General features: G+C 42.9%; 12 protein-coding genes and 3 pseudogenes. 10 read left to right on the forward strand and 5 right to left on the reverse strand.

All coding sequences use genetic code 11. The features are described from left to right. The 3 genes and pseudogenes from ACZ5A8_RS16150 to ACZ5A8_RS16160 form a co-directional block, all read right to left on the reverse strand. Positions 1 to 183: pseudogene (locus tag ACZ5A8_RS16150) on the reverse strand (nucleotidyltransferase family protein); the annotation flags it as partial. A 417-nt stretch (positions 184 to 600) separates the two neighbouring features. Further along, a complete protein-coding gene (locus ACZ5A8_RS16155; protein ID WP_464530287.1) occupies positions 601 to 1,197 on the reverse strand; it encodes a hypothetical protein in 597 nt (198 codons plus the stop codon). 756 nt (positions 1,198 to 1,953) lie between these two features. After that, the gene (locus tag ACZ5A8_RS16160) at positions 1,954 to 2,784 is read right to left on the reverse strand and encodes a hypothetical protein (RefSeq protein WP_464530289.1); all 831 of its coding nucleotides are present in this window, start codon (positions 2,782 to 2,784) and stop codon (positions 1,954 to 1,956) included. A 455-nt stretch (positions 2,785 to 3,239) separates the two neighbouring features. Between ACZ5A8_RS16160 and ACZ5A8_RS16165 the strand changes: the two genes are divergently transcribed. Genes ACZ5A8_RS16165 through ACZ5A8_RS16185 form a run of 5 tightly spaced genes read left to right on the forward strand, consistent with a single transcriptional unit; the run spans position 3,240 to position 11,068 of the window. Then, positions 3,240 to 5,636, forward strand: coding sequence for a type I restriction-modification system subunit M (locus ACZ5A8_RS16165; RefSeq protein WP_464530290.1), 2,397 nt, complete (start codon positions 3,240 to 3,242; stop codon positions 5,634 to 5,636). Then, on the forward strand, positions 5,633 to 5,959 hold the full coding sequence (locus ACZ5A8_RS16170) for a hypothetical protein (protein ID WP_464530292.1): 327 nt from the start codon (positions 5,633 to 5,635) through the stop codon (positions 5,957 to 5,959). The genes ACZ5A8_RS16165 and ACZ5A8_RS16170 overlap by 4 nt, the downstream gene beginning before the upstream one ends. Further along, a complete protein-coding gene (locus tag ACZ5A8_RS16175) occupies positions 5,956 to 7,224 on the forward strand; it encodes a restriction endonuclease subunit S (RefSeq protein ID WP_464530293.1) in 1,269 nt (422 codons plus the stop codon). The genes ACZ5A8_RS16170 and ACZ5A8_RS16175 overlap by 4 nt, the downstream gene beginning before the upstream one ends. Next, positions 7,221 to 10,352, forward strand: a complete 3,132-nt coding sequence (locus tag ACZ5A8_RS16180) for a type I restriction endonuclease subunit R (protein ID WP_464530295.1) — start codon at positions 7,221 to 7,223, stop codon at positions 10,350 to 10,352. The genes ACZ5A8_RS16175 and ACZ5A8_RS16180 overlap by 4 nt, the downstream gene beginning before the upstream one ends. Further along, positions 10,352 to 11,068, forward strand: coding sequence for a M48 family metallopeptidase (locus ACZ5A8_RS16185; protein WP_464530296.1), 717 nt, complete (start codon positions 10,352 to 10,354; stop codon positions 11,066 to 11,068). The genes ACZ5A8_RS16180 and ACZ5A8_RS16185 overlap by 1 nt, the downstream gene beginning before the upstream one ends. A 162-nt stretch (positions 11,069 to 11,230) precedes the next feature. Here the strand turns inward: ACZ5A8_RS16185 and ACZ5A8_RS16190 are convergent, their stop codons facing one another. Further along, positions 11,231 to 11,488 carry a hypothetical protein gene (locus ACZ5A8_RS16190; protein WP_464530297.1) on the reverse strand — a complete coding sequence of 86 codons (258 nt, stop codon included), beginning with the start codon at positions 11,486 to 11,488 and terminating at the stop codon, positions 11,231 to 11,233. 174 nt (positions 11,489 to 11,662) lie between these two features. On the opposite strand from ACZ5A8_RS16190, the gene ACZ5A8_RS16195 reads away from it, so the two are divergent. The 3 genes from ACZ5A8_RS16195 (at position 11,663) to ACZ5A8_RS16205 (ending at position 18,153) form a co-directional block, all read left to right on the forward strand. Next, entirely contained in the window at positions 11,663 to 12,001 is a 339-nt protein-coding gene (locus ACZ5A8_RS16195) for a hypothetical protein (RefSeq protein WP_464530299.1), read from the forward strand. A gap of 1,327 nt (positions 12,002 to 13,328) precedes the next feature. After that, positions 13,329 to 16,205 (forward strand): ATPase, T2SS/T4P/T4SS family, encoded by a 2,877-nt coding sequence (locus ACZ5A8_RS16200; protein ID WP_464530300.1) that lies wholly within the window; start codon positions 13,329 to 13,331, stop codon positions 16,203 to 16,205. A 10-nt stretch (positions 16,206 to 16,215) separates the two neighbouring features. Next, complete coding sequence (locus tag ACZ5A8_RS16205; RefSeq protein ID WP_464530301.1) at positions 16,216 to 18,153, forward strand: hypothetical protein; 1,938 nt, start codon at positions 16,216 to 16,218, stop codon at positions 18,151 to 18,153. 625 nt (positions 18,154 to 18,778) lie between these two features. On the opposite strand, the gene ACZ5A8_RS16210 is transcribed toward ACZ5A8_RS16205, so the two are convergent. Beyond that, positions 18,779 to 18,985 carry a hypothetical protein gene (locus ACZ5A8_RS16210; protein WP_464530303.1) on the reverse strand — a complete coding sequence of 69 codons (207 nt, stop codon included), beginning with the start codon at positions 18,983 to 18,985 and terminating at the stop codon, positions 18,779 to 18,781. Positions 18,986 to 19,380: 395 nt separating this feature from the next. Between ACZ5A8_RS16210 and ACZ5A8_RS16215 the strand changes: the two are divergent. After that, positions 19,381 to 20,184, forward strand: a pseudogene (locus tag ACZ5A8_RS16215) (transposase); the annotation flags it as partial. Positions 20,185 to 20,567: 383 nt separating this feature from the next. Beyond that, a pseudogene (locus ACZ5A8_RS16220) lies at positions 20,568 to 21,305 on the forward strand (transposase); the annotation flags it as partial. Between the last annotated feature and the right edge of the window lie 15 nt (positions 21,306 to 21,320).

Here is a 21,320-nt window from a genome sequence, read left to right on the forward strand (position 1 = left end):
TCATTTAGGGATCACTCTAGCTTCTTTTTTAATTCCATCAATCAGGTAAGAACTTATCGATTTCTCAGTAAGCAAGTCGACTTTTATGCCCGGGTAGTTAGAAAGTTCCAGTTCTATATTCACCAGACTGAGCAGGCTTTTCCGTTCGGCAAACTCAACCAGGAAGTCAATGTCGCTTTCTGGTTTCTCTTTCCCCTAACGTAGACCCAAAAACAGAACTTTAGTTGCCCCACCCGAATTGCACGTCGGGAGTACGCGATCCGTTTCACTCGCTCCGTTCGCTCAAGAAGACTAATTTATAGATCTCTCGACCCATACAGCATCATTCGCCGTATCATGTCATTCTTGTCACGCTCGACGCAGGAGAGCGGGCTTTCCCGCGAAAAAAAGAAAACCAGAGAATAGCAACATTGTATCTTAAAAGATTACTGCCCGTGATGTCACGAATTCTCTGTAATTTCATAGCCTAATTTTGGCACACTGTACTAAATTTGGTTCTCCTGATGTAGGATTACCTCCATAATAAATTTTTTAGATTATAATTTTATAGAAAGCCAAGCACACTGCCAATCTAGGAGAATGATCAATCGAGACTTAGGACTATTTTAGGTTTTCTAATCTATTTTTTAATTTTTTCAATTTATTTTCATATTCTCGAATGTCGCCACTTTCTTCAACTTTGCCATTTATATTTACTTTGCCATCGATATACTCCTTTAATTTATCTTCCTCATCTCCGTTGGTGTATCCTTCTTTTCGCCACACTTCAACTTGTTCTCTAGTTCTTTCCTCTGCTAAGTACCTGAATGACTCTGCATGAATGCGATCCCTTGTATCTTCATTTGATACACCCCCTTTAACTGCTTTTTTTGTTTTAATGTAGAAATAGTTTGATATCGGATAGTAGAAATAATTGAGACTTTTTTCGAGATCTCTTATTTCTTGTTCTATTTTTGCCCGCTCAAGCGCTTTTTTTGTTAGTTCAAAAGAATTTCTTGTTAGTTCTAAAGATTCATCTGTCAGTTTAAGAGTATCAGTTGCCGTTTTTGCTGTTAACACCGCTATTAGTATCGCAAGGACGGTTAGAGCCGAGCCAACTTTGTCTGAACTCAAAAAGAAAATAGCTATAGCGATTAAGACTAAAAAAATGAAGTACTTATTGTACGTCCTGTAATTATTGTCTTTATTCTGGCTCACATTTCATACATTGAGTAGACATCTTAAAAACTTGTTTATTTGCCTTGAATAAAATGTGTCTATTGAACTGAAAAATAAAAAAGTAATAGGTTTAATACCCTATTAGTCAGAGGTAAAGGGATGTGTAAATGTAACGTAAAACACATGCCATAATTATTAGCAGAAGTATGCTCTGTAATTTTTCGGTTAGTTTTTCTTCGACTTTCGTTTTTTTCACCCCCATCATATTATATTGAGCAAACGGTATTATATACTGATGTTTGGGGACTTTATATATCAATTAAGTGTATAAATAAAGAAAAAGCCGTCTAATAATAGAGATAAATGTTTTAATTTTTGTCACTCTGGCAAGCTCTACCTGATTATCTGGTGTGTACCCATTTGTCCCATTTTTAGGACATTTTGAGCATTAGAAAAGGAAGAACAAAGTATCTGGCTGTATTTTACATAATGAAACGGTTATATGAATTTAAAAAATGGAACTTAATATTTACATTTTGAGCATTAGAAAAGGAAGAACAAAGTATCTGGCTGTATTTTACATAATGAAACGGTTATATGAATTTAAAAAATGGAACTTAATATTTATTTTATAATATGAATTAATTTTGGAAAACTAGATAAAAACTATTTAAGGTTTATTTTTAAGGCTCTATCAATTTGTCGTAGGATAGAAAGTGGTGCTAACTTTATGGATCTTTCAAGTTCCAATTTTCTACTGCTATGTTTTATTGTTGTTTGGCGAACAACTTAACCTTAGATTTTATTACCGAAGCCAAATGTAGAAAGAAGCTTACGCCAAAATGGGACGTTTGTCTCTGCTTTTTCTGTTTTAATTTCCTTCGTTTCTACTTTTGGACCTTCATTCTCAAGATTTTTATATGGAAACTCTAAATATGGTTTCAATTGCTCATTTGTAATAGATATAGTTCTGTTATTTGAAGTATCAACTACTGATTCCTGCTCATTTATTTCCACTGATTTTCCAATTTCTTCAACTGGTTTGAGAGACTTTAAATAATATTCCAATTCTTCTTTATATATCGAGCAATTGTGGCTTTCAGGTGGAGTACAAGCATCACAGAAATGTGAACCACACCAAACGCATCTTACATCGAATTTTTCAATTATTTTCTCACAATTCGGACACAAAGGTTGACTGAGTGTACTTGTTTTAACTTCTTCTTTCTTATACTCAATTTTCCCTTGTCTATACCTCGCTTCCTCTTCTTTCTGCTCAGTTTCCTCTTTCTCATGCTCTAAAATAATAGATTTCAACCGCTGTTGGTAGAGAACATTTTGTTTTATTATATGTATTCTATTCTTTTCTTCTCTTTCGCTTTCTGACAATTCCGGTAATTCTTCTTCTAGAAAGTCAGGGGCAACAAATTTTTCATAAAATTCAGTGGAATAAACAGTAGTATGTTTCTTTGTTGAATGCTCCGCATCATTTAATCCCTGTTTATAAGCGGAGCAGTAGTGTTTACCAGGTTTGATGCAATCTTCACAGAAATACAGGCCACACAATACACATCTCATGTGTAATTTTCCTACTAATACTCCACAGTTAGGACACTGCTGAACCACGAATGAAAAGCCCCCACTATTAATCTTATTTTTAGAAGATTTAGCCCATACTTATATAAATTTTTCCTTTAGTTAATTAAAAACTTTATATTACAGGCTGGCGAAAGCGTCCCATTCATTTTAGGTTAAAATGAGGCTTCAAAAATAAGAGGAAGTATGCCTGAAAAATTAGAATAAGCAGCAAAATTATCTTTAAATCACAACTATTCTTTAAAATGAACACATTTATTACTTTTAACTGTCATCGTTGGGTATTTACGATATAAGAAGATGAAAATGCATGAACCAAAACGGAAAACACATTTCGGCCTGCATATGGGACTCAGGAAACGAGGAATATAACATCAACGTTGTCCTGAAGTACTTTGAATTCGTTAACAACATTTTCAACCTGAAAAATTTCGATTTCATATTCAGCCTATCATCCCAGAGTAAACATTCATTGGTGGTATGAAATGGCTCTTAAAAAATCCGAACTTTACTCTTCTCTCTGGTCCAGCTGCGACGAACTGCGCGGTGGAATGGATGCCAGCCAGTACAAGGACTACGTGCTCGTCCTGCTGTTTATCAAATATGTCAGCGACAAATACGCCGGTGTGCCCTTTGCCCCTATCACTGTCCCGGAGGGTGCGAGCTTTCAGGACATGGTTGCACTCAAAGGAAAACCGGATATTGGCGATCAGATCAACAAGAAAATAATCGGTCCGCTGGTCAATGCAAACAAGCTGTCTGACATGCCGGACTTCCACGATGCTACCAAGCTTGGCAGCGGTAAGGAACAGGTGGACAGGCTTACCAACCTCATCGCCATTTTCGAGAATCCTGCCCTTGATTTTTCGAAGAACCGAGCCGAAGGTGACGATATCCTTGGCGACGCCTACGAATACCTGATGCGTCACTTCGCAACGGAGAGCGGAAAGAGCAAAGGCCAGTTCTATACTCCCGCCGAGGTCAGCCGTATAATAGCACAGATTCTCGGCATCCGCCAGGCTAATACCACAAGCGCCACCACCGCCTATGACCCTACCTGTGGTTCCGGTTCGCTGCTTTTGAAGGTAGCAGACGAGGCAAGAACCAAGATAACCATGTACGGCCAGGAAAAAGACGCTGCTACATCCGGCCTCGCCCGCATGAACATGATCCTGCACAACAACCCCGAGGCGCTTATCGTGCAGGGTAACACTCTCACAGATCCCAAGTTTAAGGATGGAGAGACGCTCAAGACCTTTGATTACGTCGTTGCCAATCCCCCATTCAGCGACAAGCGCTGGAGCACCGGCCTCGATCCACTTCACGATTTTTACGAGCGTTTCAAGCCCTTTGGGGTTCCGCCTGCCAAGCAGGGAGATTACGCTTATCTGCTGCATATTGTTCGTTCGCTCAAAAGTACGGGCAAAGGGGCATGCATCCTGCCACACGGTGTGCTGTTCCGAGGGAATGCCGAGGCTGATATCCGCCGTTCTCTGGTGCGCAAGGGCTACATCAAGGGAATCATCGGCCTGCCAGCTAACCTTTTCTACGGCACCGGCATCCCGGCGTGTATTATTGTTATCGATAAGGAAGAAGCTCAAACCCGCAAGGGAATTTTTATGATCGATGCCAGTGCGGGTTTTATGAAGGATGGTCCCAAGAACCGCCTCCGTGCCCAGGACATCCACAAGATAGTAGATGTTTTCACCCGGCAGGCGGAGGTTCCAAAATACTCGCGGATGGTCAGCCTGGAGGAAATCGAGAAGAATGAGTTCAACCTCAACCTTCCACGCTATATTGACAGCCAGCAGGCAGAGGATCTTCAGGATATCGAAGGCCATCTGCATGGAGGCATTCCCTGTGTCGATGTCGATGCACTCCAGCGTTACCGGGCTATCTGTCCTCAGCTTCAGCAGACACTGTTTAAAGAGAAAAGCCCTGGTTATCTGGACCTTGCAGTGGACAAGGCAGCCATCAAATCCACCATTTACGAACATCCTGAGTTCGCTGACTTCATTACCGGCATGAATACACATTTCGCTACCTGGCGTACGAAGTCATCCGCTATGCTTCGGCAGTTGCAGGCCGACTGCCACCCGAAGGAAATCATAGCTGAGCTATCCGAAGACCTGCTCGCTCACTACGCAGACAAGCCGCTCATCAGCCAATATGATGTTTATCAGCATTTGATGGACTACTGGGCTGAAACGATGCAGGACGACTGCTACCTTATCGCTGATGAGGGATGGAAAGCTGAGACCTCCCGCATTATCGAGAAAGACAAGAAGGGAAAGGAGAAGGACAAGGGCTGGATCTGCGACCTTGTGCCAAAGCCGCTTATCGTTTCCCGCTACTTTGCCAAAGAGCAGGAAGCCATCGATAAGCTCTCTGCTGAGCTGGAAAGCATCGCCGCCCGCATGACCGAGCTGGAAGAGGAACAGGGAGGCGAGGAAGGAGCTTTCTCCGAACTTGACAAGGTGAACAGGGCTAACGTAAGCTCCCGCCTGAAGGATATAAAAGGTGACAGGGAAGCAAAGGAAGAAGCCGCTGTGCTCAACGACTGGCTGAAACTCGCCAATGAGGAAGCCGACCTCAAGAAACGCTTCAAGGAAGCCGAGGCAGCGCTCGATTCAAAAGCATGCGCTTACTACCCCAGGCTCACCGAGGATGACATCAAGACGCTGGTCGTGGACGACAAATGGCTCTCTACACTGGATTCTGCCATCCACGGTGAGATGGACCGGATCAGCCAGTCTCTTACCCAGCGCGTTAAGGAGCTCGCCGAACGCTACGAAACCCCGATGCCACAGATGACCGACCGTGTGGCTGAACTGGAAGAGAAAGTGAACCGGCATCTGGAGAGAATGGGGTTCAAATTATGAGCGCCAGGAACAATTACGGTTTTTCGGCCCAGCCTCTTGAACAAGGCTACAGGTTCTACACGACGCAGAAGCAAATTCCGCAAACATCGTCTGCGGAATCCGGGATTGGCAGCGAAACTTTTCCACCGAAACGCCTCAATGAATCCAAAGCTGCTTTTGATTCTCAAGCCTATGCTTACTATCCTAGGCTCACCGAGGATAAGATCAGTCAGCAATCTGCTGACCAATTATCCATATCACATATCAACCCCGTCGAATTCGACGGGTTTAAAATGCAGACAGAGCTGTGTAATCTCGAACCGGAACAGGAGGAAAGGTTATGAGCGCGGAATGCAGCGCCGGGAATATTCCACCCGACTACAAACAGACTGAGGTGGGGGTGATCCCGGAGGATTGGCATCCTTTGACGATTGGTGATATCGCCATCAAAGTTGGTAGTGGCATCACACCTAGAGGAGGGAATAGTAACTACAAAGAATACGGCAGGCCATTCGTCCGAAGTCAGAACGTTGGTTGGGGAATACTTCTACTTACTGATTTAGTCTACATAGACGACGATACGCACAAAAGTTTCCCCTCAACCGAACTGCGGCAGGGGGATGTCCTCTTGAATATCACTGGCGCTTCAATTGGTCGCAGCGCAATAGCTGAAGCACGTTTGGCTGGAGGAAATGTAAATCAGCACGTCTGTATTATTAGAACAGAAACCACAAAAGTTGACTCTCGCTTTCTCAACTTCATCTTACTTTCGGCTCAAGGACAACGGCAGATAGACAGTTTTCAAGCCGGAGGTAATCGTGAAGGACTTAACTTTGGCCAGATTCGTTCCATCAGATTTCCCCTCCCTCCTACTCTCGCTGAGCAAGAAGCCATCGCCGAGGCGCTCTCCGATGCGGATGCCCTCATCGAATCCCTGGAGCAGCTCATCGTCAAGAAACGCCAGATCAAACAGGGCGCCATGCAGGAATTACTGACTGGGAAGAGAAGGCTGCCGGGGTATAGTGGAGAGTGGGAGGCGAAGAAGTTGGGGGATATAGCAGACATGGGAAGTGGAGGAACCCCGCCTTCGTCTGTTCCTAGATATTACGAGGGGGATATTCCCTGGGTTTCTATTTCCGATATGACAAAAGGAGGGAAAGTGATTCTCTGCACAGATCGCAACTTGTCCCGAGAAGGATTTGATAACAGTGCAGCACAGATGTTTCCGAGTTGTACAGTGCTTTATGCAATGTATGCATCCCTTGGAGAATGCAGTATAGCAGGTATCTCACTTTGCTCAAGTCAGGCAATTCTAGGCATCCGGCCCAAGGAGAAACTTAACAACGAGTTCCTTTATTATTACCTGATTTCACTCAAGAATGACGTGAAGTCAATGGGACAACAAGGTACACAAGCAAATTTGAACAAAAGAATGGTTCAATCGTTCCAACTTCGTTTACCCCCATTACCCGAACAAGAAGCCATCGCCACCATCCTTTCCGACATGGACTCAGAAATTACCGCACTGGAAGAAAAGCTTGCCAAGGCCCGCCAGCTCAAGCAGGGTATGATGCAGGAACTGCTCACAGGGAGGGTTCGATTGATATGAGCACTATCGGCAAACCCGAACGTGAAACACAGGACCGGATCATCTCTCTGTTCCGCGATGAGCTTGGCTATTGCTACGTAGGCAACTGGATTGACCGGGAAAATAACAGCAACATAGAGGAAGGGCTACTGACTGCCTACCTGACAGGGAACGGTTATACCCCAAAACAGATCGGCGTGGCACTCTACCTGCTGAAAATTGAGGCGAACAACCACAACCGGAGCCTCTACGGCAACAACCAGGCAGTCTATAGCTTGCTGCGCTATGGCGTCCCTGTGAAGACCGAGGCAGGCAAAGTCACAGAGAGTGTCAACCTCATAAACTGGCAGGAGCCGGAGAAAAACGATTTCGCCATTGCCGAGGAAGTAACCCTCAGGGGGAACCGCGAGCGTAGGCCCGATATCGTGCTCTATGTGAACGGCATCGCAATCGGAGTGCTGGAACTGAAGAACAGTCGTGTGAGCATTGGCGACGGCATCCGCCAGAACCTGTCCAACCAGCAGCCTGAGTTCAACAGGTGGTTCTTCAGCACCGTGCAGTTCATCTTCGCAGGCAACGATTCCGAAGGCTTAAAATACGGCACCATCGGCACGCTCGAGAAGTATTTCCTGAAGTGGAAGGAAGACGAAAAAGATGACAGCCGCTTCAAGCTCGACAAATACTTGCTCAAGATGTGCAACAAAAAGCGGCTCATCGAGCTGATGTACGACTTCGTGCTCTTCGACGGCGGTATTAAGAAGCTGCCACGGGTTCACCAGTATTTCGCTATCAAGGCAGCACAGAGACATGTTCGCCAGCACAAAGGCGGCATTATCTGGCACACACAGGGTAGCGGAAAAAGCATCGTTATGGTGCTGCTTGCCAAGTGGATACTGGAGAACAATCCCAACGCCCGGGTGGTTATCGTCACCGACCGCGATGAGCTGGACAAACAGATAGAAGGGGTCTTTACCGAAGCTGGCGAGGCTATCAAACGCACCACCAGCGGCAGCGACCTGATGAGCCAGCTCAGCCAGGCCAGGCCACGCCTGCTCTGTTCCCTGGTCCACAAGTTCGGACGTAAAGGTGTGGAAGACTTCGATGCGTTCATCAGGGACCTGAAATCCCAGCCTGGAAAGACCGTGGGCGAGATTTTCGTCTTCGTGGACGAATGCCACCGCACCCAGAGCGGCAAACTGAACCAGACGATGGAGGCAATCATGCCAGATGCGGTCTTCATCGGTTTTACCGGCACGCCGCTACTCAAGAAAGATAAGAAGACCAGCCTGGAAGTCTTCGGCGGTTACATCCACACCTACAAATTCAGCGAGGCAGTAGAGGACAACGTAGTGCTCGACCTCGTCTATGAGGCCCGGGACATCGACCAGAGTCTCGGTTCCGAGGCAAAGATCGATGCGTGGTTTGATGCTAAGACCAGAGGACTCAACGACTGGCAGAAAGATGAACTTAAAAAGCACTGGGGCACCATGCAGAAGGTGCTCAGCTCACGCTCTCGCATGGAAAGGGTAGTAAGCGACATCATCTTCGACTTCAGTGTTAAGCCACGCATCTCAAACGAACGCGGTAACGCCATTCTGGTGGCATCAAGCATTCACGAAGCCTGCAAGTACTTCGCTCTATTCCAAAAAACACCTTTCAAAAGCAAATGCGCCGTTGTGACCTCCTATAACCCGCAGTCCCAGGACGTAACAAAAGAGGACACCGGTGCAAACACCGAGACAGATAAAGAGTTCATTTACAACACCTACACGGAACTGCTCAAAGACATCGAAACCAATCCAGGCATGACAAAAACGGAGACCTACGAAGAGCAGGCTAAAGCCCTTTTCACCAGAGAACCGGCTAACATGAAGCTGCTCATCATTGTGGACAAACTTCTCACCGGCTTTGATGCCCCTCCCTGTACCTATCTCTATATAGACAAGTCAATGCAGGATCACGGTCTGTTCCAGGCTATCTGCCGCACTAACCGGCTGGACGGCGAGGACAAGGACTTTGGTTATATCGTGGACTACAAAGATCTGTTTAAAAATCTGGTCAACGACAAGGGGACCGGAGCGCTTCAGGTTTATTCTTCCGAGCTTGACTACAGTGCTGGCGGTGCCACCCCTGAGGTTTTAATGCAGGACCGCCTGAAAAAAGGCAAGGAACGCCTTGACAATGCTCTGGAGACTCTGGCTCTGCTGTGTGAACCTGTTGAACCACCAAAGGGAGAGCTGGAACACATTCACTACTTTTGTGGCAATACGGAGATCCCAACTGACCTCCAGAAACATGAAACGCAACGTGCCGCTCTCTACAAAGCCACTGCTTCGCTGGTTCGCACCTACGCAAATATTGCCGATGAACTGGAATCCGCCGGATACAGCAGCTCAGGCATCGCCCGTATCAAGCAGCAGCTGGAACATTATCTGAACATCCGCGAAATCATCCGTAAAGCCAGTGGGGAAAGCCTCGACCTGAAAGCCTACGAAGCGGACATGCGCCACCTTATCGACACTTACATCGAGGCAGCTGAGCCCAGGAAGGTATCATCCTTTGAAGATATGCCACTGCTGGACCTGATCGTAAAGACAGGTATTGACAAAGCCATCGCAACCCAGCTCGGCGGATTGAAGGGCAACAGGAACGCTGTTGCAGAGACTATAGAGAACAATGTCCGCAGCAAAATAATCAAGGAGCACCTGAACGACCCTGCCTATTACGAGAGGATGTCAGCCCTGCTGGATGAAATAATAGCTGCCAGGAAGGCCAGAGCCATCGAGTATGAAGAGTATTTAAAAATGATCGCCGATCTGGTAAAGCAGGTGGAAGCCGGACATGAGGACGATATCCTCGAAGTGCTGAAGACAAGCCCTGCACTGAGGGCGCTTTACAACAACCTGCAAAACGACGGGAAAAGGTATGAGAGCCAGGTAGAAGAAAGTGGCGAATACATAGTCCCCGGCGATCAGGTTCTTGACCTGGCACTGAGGCTCGATGAAACAGTAAAGAGAGTCAGATCCGATGACTGGCGCGGTGTTGAACCTCGCGAGCGGGTGATTAAGAAAGCCATGTACGACATCCTGAATGATGTATCCGAGGTAGAGCGTATCTTCATAATCATCAAGGCACAAAAGGAATACTGATGACCACGCAGATCGAGCTCGGGGATATCACAGTAGACGTGGTGCTCAAGGATATCAAAAACATTCACCTGAGTGTGTATCCGCCTAATGGCAGAGTCAAAATATCCGCTCCTTTGCGGACAGATATAGATACTATTCGCATTTTCGCCATCTCCAGACTGGGCTGGATCAAGCAGCAGCAGAAAAAATTCCAGGAACAGGAGCGTGAAACTCCTCGTGAGTATCTGGACCTTGAAAGTCATTACGTATGGGGGAAGCGCTATTTGCTCAAGGTAATCGAGGTCAATGAAGCACCTTCGGTTGAATTAAAACACAGCAAGATGATCCTGCGGGTGCGTCCAGGAACAGATGATAAAAAGAAGCAGGCTATTATTGACGCATGGTATCGCGAGCAGCTCAAGAAAGCTGTGCCACCGTTAATTGCCAGGTGGGAACCACTGCTGGGCGTGAAGGTAGAGCGGTTCTTTGTGCAGCGGATGAAAACAAAATGGGGGAGCTGTAACCACAAAGCACGCAATATTAGACTCAATACCGAACTTGCCAAAAAACCAAAAGAATGTCTCGAATACACCGTCGTACATGAAATGGCACATCTGCTGGAGCCGACGCACAATTCTCGCTTTATCACGCTAATGGACCAGTTCATGCCAAAATGGCAATTCTGCAGAGACAAACTGAATCAGTTACCGGTCAGCCATGAAAACTGGATTTATTGATACAATTTCCCTGGAATTTTGTTTCAAAATATCTTTTCAAATTCCCGCTGCAAACATTTTAAATTTTCTTTTTACCTTTTTAAAAAGGATCTTCAGAAAGGCTGGAGGAACCGTCCTATTATAGTCAACGCAGAAATATTTGCACAAACAAAAACTATAGTCTTAAGTAATATCCCTGGAAAGTTCAAATGAAAATATAATCCACTGAAAATATGGAAAACAGGGAAGAAAGGAAATACGGGCAGATGTATTTCCGTGTTTTCCATATTTCCATGTCTTTCCATATTTCCATGTCTTTCCATATTTCCGTGTCTTTCCATGTTTCTGTGTTTCCCTGTTTCCCTGTTTCCCTGTTTCCCTGTTTCCCTGTTTCCCTGTTTCCGTGGTTATAGTGTTTTGATTGAATTTTTCCTTACTCATCTGTATTTTAGGGGTATACCGTTTAAAAGCGTACAAATTATGTGTTAGCTACAAATGGATTGGACGGAGCGCAGTCCACAGGACGGTTGCAAATTTTGAGAGATAACAAAAACGATTATATCTCAAAATTCCAAATTCTTGTTTTTCCGAAAATGTATTATGTTGTGCTCCTGAATGATAGATAAAGGTGAAAAGAAAATGTTTAGTGTCACAATTGGAAACTACGGAATAGTAAAGATTAACAGACTTCCGGAGAACGCGACTGAATATAATCAAATAATCGATGCAAGAGAAGGAAAAGAATCTTTTATAATTGATAAATCTATTAAAGTGTTCGATGTTAGAAACGGGGAGTTGGATAATGATCTGATACCCGTATCCGAAGAGAAAAACGAACCATCCAGGCCCGACTGGAGATTTATTTCAGATTTTTGTTTTCCTATCTATGACGAAAGTAATAATTATCTGGGATATTACGAGATGGAGAATTTTATAAGAAGTGTTAAAAAATAACTGAAAAAGAGAAGGAAAGGACAAAAATAAGAAGTAACCCTGAAAGCAATCTACCCGAAATGCGGAAAAGAGTACTTAAGATTGCAGGCAGGAGACATGGGATACTATGGAAGCGGATAGGGCTTTACTGTCCTTCTCCTTCCTGTGACTTTATTATAAAAGATTTAGGGAATTGACTGATGAAGAAGATATTCAAACGTAAAGTGAAAATTACCACATCTGGTAGCATCCCGTTTGTGTTCTTATGTAATCTGATAGGACATAACTATAAAACATTTCAAGGTTTTGCAAATGATAAATCAGTTGAATTGATTTGTGTTCGATGTGGAAAAAGGGTTTAATTGTGAAAAATTAAACAGTAATTTCTTTTTTCTTTCCTTTTTGTCCTGTAAACTGGCCTCCGGCTCTGCCCGGATCAGCTGGATGTCTGGCTATAATCAATAAGTAAAGACTTTTTCTAATCAGGACAACACCCTATAAAAAATTAAACTCTTTTTATTACTTAATGAGCTCATCCTAAAATAATTTTATTCCGACATCAATAAGACTTTCAGAGCTATTTTCCCAATTAAAAGATTGATTGATTGATTGATTGATTGATTGATTGATTGATTGATTGATTGATTGATTGATTGATTGATTGATTGATTGATTGATTGATTGATTGATTGATCGATCGATCGATCGATCGATCGATCGATCGATCGATCGATCGATCGATCGATCGATCGATCGATCGATCGATCGATCGATCGATCGATCGATCGATCGATCGATCGATCGATCGATCGATCGATCGATCGATCGATCGATCGATCGATCGATCGATCGATCGATCGATCGATCGATCGATCGATCGATCGATTGATTGATTGATTGATTGATTGATTGATTGATTGATTGATTGATTGATTGATTGATTGATTGATTGATTGATTGATTGATTGATTGATTGATTGATTGATTGATTGATTGATTGATTGATTATTCCAGATTAGAGATTTAGGGGCTTAATCCTGAGTTTTAGGATCAGCTTAATGTATATAATTCATATGGAGACTATAATTGCGGATTAAAATGTTGTTTCCGTGAATAAGGAAAGTACCTCTCAGGCATTTAGAGGATTGAATGTCTGCTTTTTATCTTCTCACTTTTCTTGAATACCAGTAGTAGAATATGAGTCAGGGTTAACTGGAGGCAAGTTTTAACTCTATTAACAAAGTTCAATCTAAAAATACATTTAAGTTTATTAATCGAAAGGATTTAATACATTTAAACATAAATTCCAAAGTGATTCGGGGAAATGGGGGTTTAACTTCTGGACATAATGCTAAAACTTCAGGACGCTGCCAGCAGCTTGCAGGACACTGTTAAAAACTTCAATTCAGGCCTGCTTCAGGGCAAAAAGAAAGAGGAAGAGGAAACCTGCCCACACAGGATAAAACAGACTAAAAATCGAAAAACAATAATTGTCAACTGCAGAGAATGTGAAGCCGGGTCTTCTCTTAACGATTCACACTGCAGAAAGAATATCTTTGAAATCCTGCAAAAGGAAATTCATGCTGACTGTCTTGTACTCTCAAGGCTTTATGAAAGGGACTATGAAGGGAAATCCCTGTCTTTACTTTATGCTCTTGCAGGATTCAAGGGAACCATTGTAGCATACAGGAGCACGGAAATTGTTCCTGATACATGTGCCCGGCAGGAGAAGAAAAAGTGTGAGCTGGAGAGAAAAGAAATAATTGCTTCTCTTGCAGAAACCGTGGAAACTGACCCTTTAAAAGCCCGGCTGGAATTAAGGGAGGTCATTGAGGGGGAAATATCCGGAAGAGTTCCTCATGCAACTCCTGTCTGCCTTGCATGCTCTGAAGGTTTCTACCATATCCTGGATGAAATCGAAGAGAAAATTTCCTGCTTTCCCGAAGTCTCTGTTCTTAAAAAGTCCGGTTATTGTCTGGCAACGGGCTGGTCAGGAGAATTAGAGAGTGTGAAAGAAAAGGAAAACCGTGCCGAAAAAAAGATAGAACGCTCTGAAGAAAAATTATGGAAAAAGGCAAAGGGAAAGATAGGAGGGAAAGAGGGAAAGAAAACAGGAAGCCTGATAGAAAACGTTTCAGGAGAAGCAACTCCTGCGTCTCTATCCTGGTTAATTCCGCATGCAACTCCATTTACAGATAAGAAGAAAAAGGAGAAGAAGGACAGATTTGCAAATAATCTCTCAAAATCCACATATTTCACAGATAATTTTTTTGACTACGAAAGCAGGATCAAATCCCATGTAAGACCACCTTTTTCCAGTTCGAGGATTTACACTGAAGCTCCTGAAAATACAGAATTTCTCGAATGTTATGACATAAACGGCAGGGAAGGAAGAAATCTTGAAGTCTCCATTTACCGCTATACCGACAGGCCTGAAAAGCTTTACATGATCCGGCCTCCCGAATATAATATGCGTCAGGAAGAACTGAGATTGCTTGAAAAAGTCAGGAGAAGAATGATCCTGCACAGACCAAAGGACCTTGCCTTTGCAGACCCGACAGGAGCCAGGGAGTATTTCAAACGCATGGCAAAAGCCCTTCTGGCTGAAGAACTTCTGGAAAGCGGGAAAGCCTGCAGCCCGGATAAACTTGAAAGCTATGCCGACCTTCTTGCAAGGTATACGAACGGGCTCGGGATCGTGGAAGATCTTCTTTCGGATCTCAGGATAACGGACGTGTACATCAATGCCCCTGCTGACACTAACCCTGTGCACGTTGTGATGGAGGGAGAGGAATGTACAAGCAATGTTTTTCTCTCTCAGGACGACCTTGATGCCCTTGTCTCAAGGTTCAGAACTATCAGCGGCAGGCCCTTTGGAGAGGCTGTCCCTGTGCTTGAGCTTAACCTTGAGGCCTTCGGGGTAAGAGTATCCGTAATAGGAGACCCTCTCAGTGCAAACGGGCTTGCGTATGCCTTCCGAAAACACTCCCTAACGCCCTGGACCCTGCCGAAACTGATCAACACAGGCTCGATTTCTCCTTTTGCAGCCGGATTTTTAAGTTTTCTTATGGACGGGCAGGCTTCGGTCCTTGTCGCAGGAGAAGTGGGAGCCGGAAAAACATCTCTCCTATCGGCAATGCTGCTTGAAATCCCGCAGAAGTACAGGATCCTTACAATCGAAGATACGCATGAGCTCCCTACAGAAGAGCTCCAGGACCTGGGCTGGAAAGTGCAAGGAATGAGTTCTCATTCTTCTGTCCTCAAGTCAGGGGCGGAAATGAGCCCCGAAACCGCGCTTCGGGCTGCCCTGCGGCTTGGGAGCTCGTCTCTGGTGCTGGGGGAAGTAAGGGGACCGGAAGTAAAAGTGCTCTATGAAGCTATGCAGGTAGGAAATGCTGGAAATTCAGTAATCGGGACTATCCACGGCTCATCCGTTGAAAATGTTTATGAGAGAATCGTACATACTCTTGGGGTTCCTCCTGCTTCTTTTAAGGCGACAGATGCGGTAATAATCTGTTCAGGCATCAGGCTCGGAGGAAGCATGAAAAAGTTAAAGCGGGTGAGCAGGATTGCAGAAGTGACCAGCGCAGTTATGGAAGATCCCGAACCTTCCGAAATCTTCACCGATATCATGTATTACGATGCTTCTCAGGACTGCCTGCTTACAGGAGAGGTTCTCGAACAGGGGCAGTCCGAACTTATAGGAAAAATTGCCCGAAAATGGGGAATTACCATTGACAGTGCCCTTAAGAATATCGAACTCAGGACGAGAATAAAAGAAAAAATTGCAGCTGAAGGGGTTCACAGACCATTCCTGCTTGAAGCCGAAGCCGTAAGTGAAGCAAACAATATGTTCTGGCTGCTTTCGGATTCCATCAAACCAGATAAAAGGACTCAGGCAGAGAACAATACTAAAGCAGGTAACAGTAACAAAATAATTAATAAGACTAAAGCAAGCAACAGGTCTGGCTTTGGAATCGACTCGGATAATCCGGAACCCAGCTCAGGAGCCAATCTTGAAGAGCTGTACAGGCATTGGGAAACCTGGTTTGGAAATTTTGTAAAAGAACGGGATGGAGCAGGAAAACGGCTATCGGAAGAAAAACGACAATTGGAGAATAGACAACCTTCGGAAGAAAAACAACTATCAAAGGAAAAACAACTATCAGAGAAAAAACAACTATCAGAGGAAAAACAGCTGCCAGAAATAAATACAACTGTGTGAGGGCAGAAAAATGGAAGAAAGCAGCTGGTACGTAAAAGCCTGCAAAACCACATCAAAGCGGTGGGGATGGACTGTTCCCGATCCCCGAACTTTTAGCAAGCAATGTGAAAAAAGTGTAAGTCCTGAGTACAGAGATGCCCTCAGGTTTACAGGTTTTGACCTGGAAGCTTATGAGACGGTGCTATTTTCTTATGTGGGGACATTTGTAACCTTAATTTTGCTGCTCGGGATAGACCTTTTCCTGCTCTTCTCCAGGAGTTTCGATCCAAGGACTCTTTCCATTATGGGAATCCTGACTCTGATCATTCCGCTGGCCGTTCTCTGCTACCTGAGCGAATATGTGAAAATAAAGGCAGGATTTATGAAAATATCCTCCCTTGGAGACATCCCTGAAATCTTAAGTTATATCATCATGTCAATGAAGCTGGTCCCAAACCTCGAGCATGCCGTGCTGTTTGCAGCCCGAAACTCGGAGAAGCCGCTTGCAACTGATTTGAAAAAACTGACATGGGACCTGAATCTGAGGCTCTACAGCAGCATGGACGATGCCCTTCTCTCTTTTGCCGACCTGTGGGGCAGAAATAGCGAATACTTCAAACGTTCCCTGCACCTGATCAAGAGCTCCACAGCCGAACCCGATGAAGCCCAGAGGGTAATTACTCTAAACAGGGCTCTCGATATCAGTCTTGAAGGCACTGAAAGCCTGATGGAGTCTTTTGCCGAAAAGCTAAAAACCCCAAGCTATGTACTTTATTCGATCTTTATCCTGATCCCACTTGCCCTGGTCGCTCTCCTGCCTGCGGTCACGGTTGTAGGGATGAAACCCAAGATTATAGACCTTGTCCTCCTCTATGACCTTGTTTTTCCCGTCCTTGCAGCAGTCTACTCAGAGTATATCCTGATGCAGAGGCCTGTTGCCTTTATTCCGAGGCAGATTCCCGACTCACACCCTGACCTTGCAGACATAAGGCAGAAAAAGCGGTTTGCCATACTATCCGGAGCCCTGGTCTGCGTCCTGACAGCTCCTCTTGGCTATCTTCTTCTGGCTTCGGGAAACCCCGGCGGAATAGTGTCTACAACTCCTCTCGGAGGATATCTCCTTCCAGCCCTTCCTTTAGTTGTAGGTGGCACTGCAGGGGTCTCAATCTACCTTTATTTCTCATCTATTCCCTATAAGAAGATAAGAGACAGGATAAAACAGATGGAACAGGAATTTGCAGATTCCCTTTTTGTGCTCGGCAGAAGGATTTCTGAAGGAAAAGCCCCTGAAGAAGCCTTTGCCCATACTGCCAGGACTATGGAAGGCTCGAAAATCGGGGAAGCCTACGAGGAAATTTCCATGAATCTTCTCAGCATGAGGACAAACCTCAAGGATGCGATTTTTGACGAAGAATTCGGGGCTTTCAGGCACATATACTCTGAGAGAATAAGGAACACAATGTTACTCTTTACGGAAAGCGTCCATAAAAATCACGAAGCTGCAGGAGCTTCAATCGTTAAGCTTGCAGACCACTTGAAAGAGCTCAGTGCCGTAGAAGAGCGCATCAGGCGTTCACTCTATGATGTCACCTCAACAATGCGTTCTACTGCTGCAATTTTTGCCCCTCTTATTGCAGGAATTACCCTTGCCCTTTCCGAAGTTATTACAAAAATCCTTAGCCAGGTAGCAGAAAGGGTAAGCAGGGTACCCGCAGACCTTTCCGGAATGCCCGTAGAAATACAACCTGAAACTTTCTCACAATCCATTCCCCCGGACCAGTTCCTGCTTGCAATAGGAGTCTATGTCGTCCTTATCAGTGCAATCCTTACGCGCTTCGCAGGAGCCATAGAATATGGAGGGGAACGGGAGCAGCTGAAATACGACTTAGCATGTATGCTCCCGATCACAATTTTGATCTTTGCGGTCTCAGCTGCTGCTTCAAGGATTATTTTCAGCGGGTTGGTATAGAGATTGAATAATTGCTGGAAAATGACTGAAAAAAAGCTGGAAGAGTCAGTAAGCAACTGAAAAAATAACAAATAAGGTAATTATTCAGCCACTGATAAAAAAGTATTTTTTTCAGCAAAATGCTGCAATTCTTATGATAATAGCGGCGTTCCATTGAGCGCTGCTAGAATCGCATTCATGACATTTAGGGCAGTCATTCTGAAAATCTCTTAAAATATCGGAAATATACAAATCTAGAAAAGCATTTAATATTTATTAACAGATTCAGAGCATGAACAATGGTTTTTCAAGTTCTGGTTCTAGTACAAGTCATACTACCCAAATAATACCTGGAGAATTAATTATTGCAACATTCATAATTTTCTTAATAGTAATTGTCTTTATTTTCTATTATTATAGCAAAAAGAAAAAATGACATTGTTTCCAATTGGACATTTGACCGAAATCTCACTTTTCGCAGATTCCTTTCAATTATTATAATTGTTCATGTTATCGTTTTGTCTGAAAACTTTCCTGTTTACTCAAACATGTGTTCTTGAAATATCCTACAATTTTCTATCTTTTGACTTCATTGAAAACTTCCAGCACCCATTTCCCGAAGCTTCAGTTGAGATAATAACAGAAGTCACATCACGAAACTGAAGTATGACCTTTCCTGCATGCTCCCGATTACAATTTTGATCTTTGCGGTCTCAGCTGCCGCTTCAAGGGTTATTTTCGGGAGCTGGTATAAAAAACAGACAGAATAAGCCGAAAGTAAATGGCGGCAGCGTCCCGAATTTATTGTAAATTTGAAATCAAGTTTCTGTACATGGCATACTAAATCAGCCAATGATATCGGATTTTCTATTCGATAACTTTTTAAATACTTCTTAAATTCGTAATTTTATGGAAAAAAATTGACATACTGCTTTTAATTATGAATTCAATCAAAGTATTTGGCGAGTTATAAATTAGAGGATTTGTACGAAGCCTGAGAGGAGGCTTTAAACCTGATGCTAAATTTTTGGACTAAATATGTTTGTTTTAATCAATTTCGTCTCTATACTACTATTACCGGTAATAAATCATCTTTTCTTTATAGATATTATAAATTTAGAATATAAATCAAATTGCGTGCGGCCACCCCACCCTAAACAGGCTGTCCGACAATTACCTTGGGTAATTAGTGTCCACAATATAGAATATGATTCTAATTATATAATTCTCAAAAGAATATTTTGATTTATGGCGTTTATCAAATCATCAAAGAATCAAATTTGGATTTTACCTCCAGATATTCGAGATCTTATTCCTTCAGATCATATCTGCTACTTGATTGAGTCTTTTATAGATGAAATAGATTTCAGTGAATTTGAAACAAGGTATGATGGTTCTGGACACCCAGCTTATCATCCATGCATAATGTGTAAAATTTTGATTCAATCGATGCTTGATAGAGTTCGATCATCGCGAGCGATAGCTCGCAATGTTCGAGAAAATGTAGTTTACATGTATTTGGCTGAAAATCTACAACCTGATTTCAGAACAATCAGTGACTTCAGAAAAGAAAATGAGAAACTGATTACTAAATTGTTCAAAAACACAGTTAAGGCAGCTAAAGATCTAGGAGTAATAGGTCTCGAGCAGTTAAGCACCGACGGATCCATGGTAAAAGCTTCTGCGTCAAAAAATAATGTGGTTTTGGAAGAGGTCTTGAGAGTTGTTGGAGAATATGTCAACAATGAATTAAAAAAAGGTATTGAAGTAGACAAACTTGAGGATGAACATTTTGGTAACTGCCGTGGGTATGATCAATTAAATGAAAGTGGAAGATACAAGGTAAAAGCTGTAGTTGCGAAGTACATAAAGCAAGTAAATAAGGATAATTCTAACGACCGAAAAAAAGAGATTAAAGATATCGTTAAGGAAGCACTTAATGAGTTTGAAAAGGACAGTATTGAGAAAGTAAGCTTGACTGATAAAGAATCTCGTTTTATGAAAAACAAAAAGGGAGTATTTGAACTGGCATATAATGCTCAAACCGGAGTTTATACTTTATAGTATAAAGCCACATCAAGCGACATGATCTACTTAGGGTCTAACAAAAAATTAATTATGTTGGGTAACAATTCCAAGCATTTTAATATAAAACCGACAAATATAGAACCAATTAAATAAATCGGTGTGGCACAAAAATAGTTAATTTCCCACTATATGGGGTCTAACACAGGATCTCTGTAACAAGACGCCCTATTATGGTTTCTTTAGTATAATATGGTGAAAATCATATAAGTATCAATCGGTGAGCTAGTTCAATATGTGGTGACGCCAAAATTGAACGAAACGAGTTTGGAACTTAATTAATTTCTTGTTAGACCTACATAATATCCATAGCTGTACCACGATTTTTATGAGATCTTATAAACTCCGGTCAAATAACAGTGGACCATAGACTGGGGTTTATTGTTGCAAATAATATCTGTCAAGATAGAACTGATACTTATCAATTGAAACCACAGATCGAACTTGTTGAAGAAAATTGTGGTTTCTTAAAAGAAGGTACTAAGATATGTGCAGACAGTGGATACTATAGCGGAAATAACATTCATTATTTGAACGATAAAAAATTGGATGTATATATTCCAGAGCAAAAAGAAGTAGATAAACAAAGAACAGAAAACGTTGAAGACAACAGATTCGATATTGGTAATTTTGAGTATAATGAAGAAAATGATGAGTTTATATGCCCTGAAAATCAAAGATTGAAGTTTTTGTATGAGGGTTATGAGAAAAAAAGGAAGAGAAAATACAGACTTTATAAAGGAACTGAATGCAAAAAATGTGAATTTAGCAAAAATTGTACAAAAAGGATGGATGGAATCAGGCACTTAAAAGTAGCTGAATTTTCAAAAGAAAGAAAGCAATTAGCCGACAAAATGGAAACAGAAGAATTCAGAAAAATATATGGGCAAAGAAAGCAGGTAGTAGAACCTGTAATTGGAAATTATAAAGAGAATTTAGGGTTTAGAGAATTTCTAACCAGAGGATTGAAATCAGTCAGGAACGAATTTAATTTAGTTTGTACCTCAGTTAATTTAAGGAAAATCTGGATTTACTCTAATAAAAACAAGATCATTGGAAGGGAAAATAGAAATAAATGGAACTTTCACTCTAATATTTTAGCA

The sequence above is a fragment of the Methanosarcina subterranea genome, assembly GCF_055385895.1.

Excerpts from the sequence above, each read along its gene's own strand:
- ACZ5A8_RS16165 (WP_464530290.1), top strand. The coding sequence starts at position 3,240 with ATGGCTCTTAAAAAATCCGAACTTTACTCTTCTCTCTGGTCCAGCTGC.
- ACZ5A8_RS16185 (WP_464530296.1), top strand. The coding sequence starts at position 10,352 with ATGACCACGCAGATCGAGCTCGGGGATATCACAGTAGACGTGGTGCTC.
- ACZ5A8_RS16205 (WP_464530301.1), top strand. The coding sequence starts at position 16,216 with ATGGAAGAAAGCAGCTGGTACGTAAAAGCCTGCAAAACCACATCAAAG.
- ACZ5A8_RS16170 (WP_464530292.1), top strand. The coding sequence starts at position 5,633 with ATGAGCGCCAGGAACAATTACGGTTTTTCGGCCCAGCCTCTTGAACAA.
- ACZ5A8_RS16175 (WP_464530293.1), top strand. The coding sequence starts at position 5,956 with ATGAGCGCGGAATGCAGCGCCGGGAATATTCCACCCGACTACAAACAG.
- ACZ5A8_RS16200 (WP_464530300.1), top strand. The coding sequence starts at position 13,329 with ATGCTAAAACTTCAGGACGCTGCCAGCAGCTTGCAGGACACTGTTAAA.
- ACZ5A8_RS16195 (WP_464530299.1), top strand. The coding sequence starts at position 11,663 with ATGATAGATAAAGGTGAAAAGAAAATGTTTAGTGTCACAATTGGAAAC.
- ACZ5A8_RS16190 (WP_464530297.1), bottom strand. The coding sequence starts at position 11,488 with ATGAGTAAGGAAAAATTCAATCAAAACACTATAACCACGGAAACAGGG.
- ACZ5A8_RS16180 (WP_464530295.1), top strand. The coding sequence starts at position 7,221 with ATGAGCACTATCGGCAAACCCGAACGTGAAACACAGGACCGGATCATC.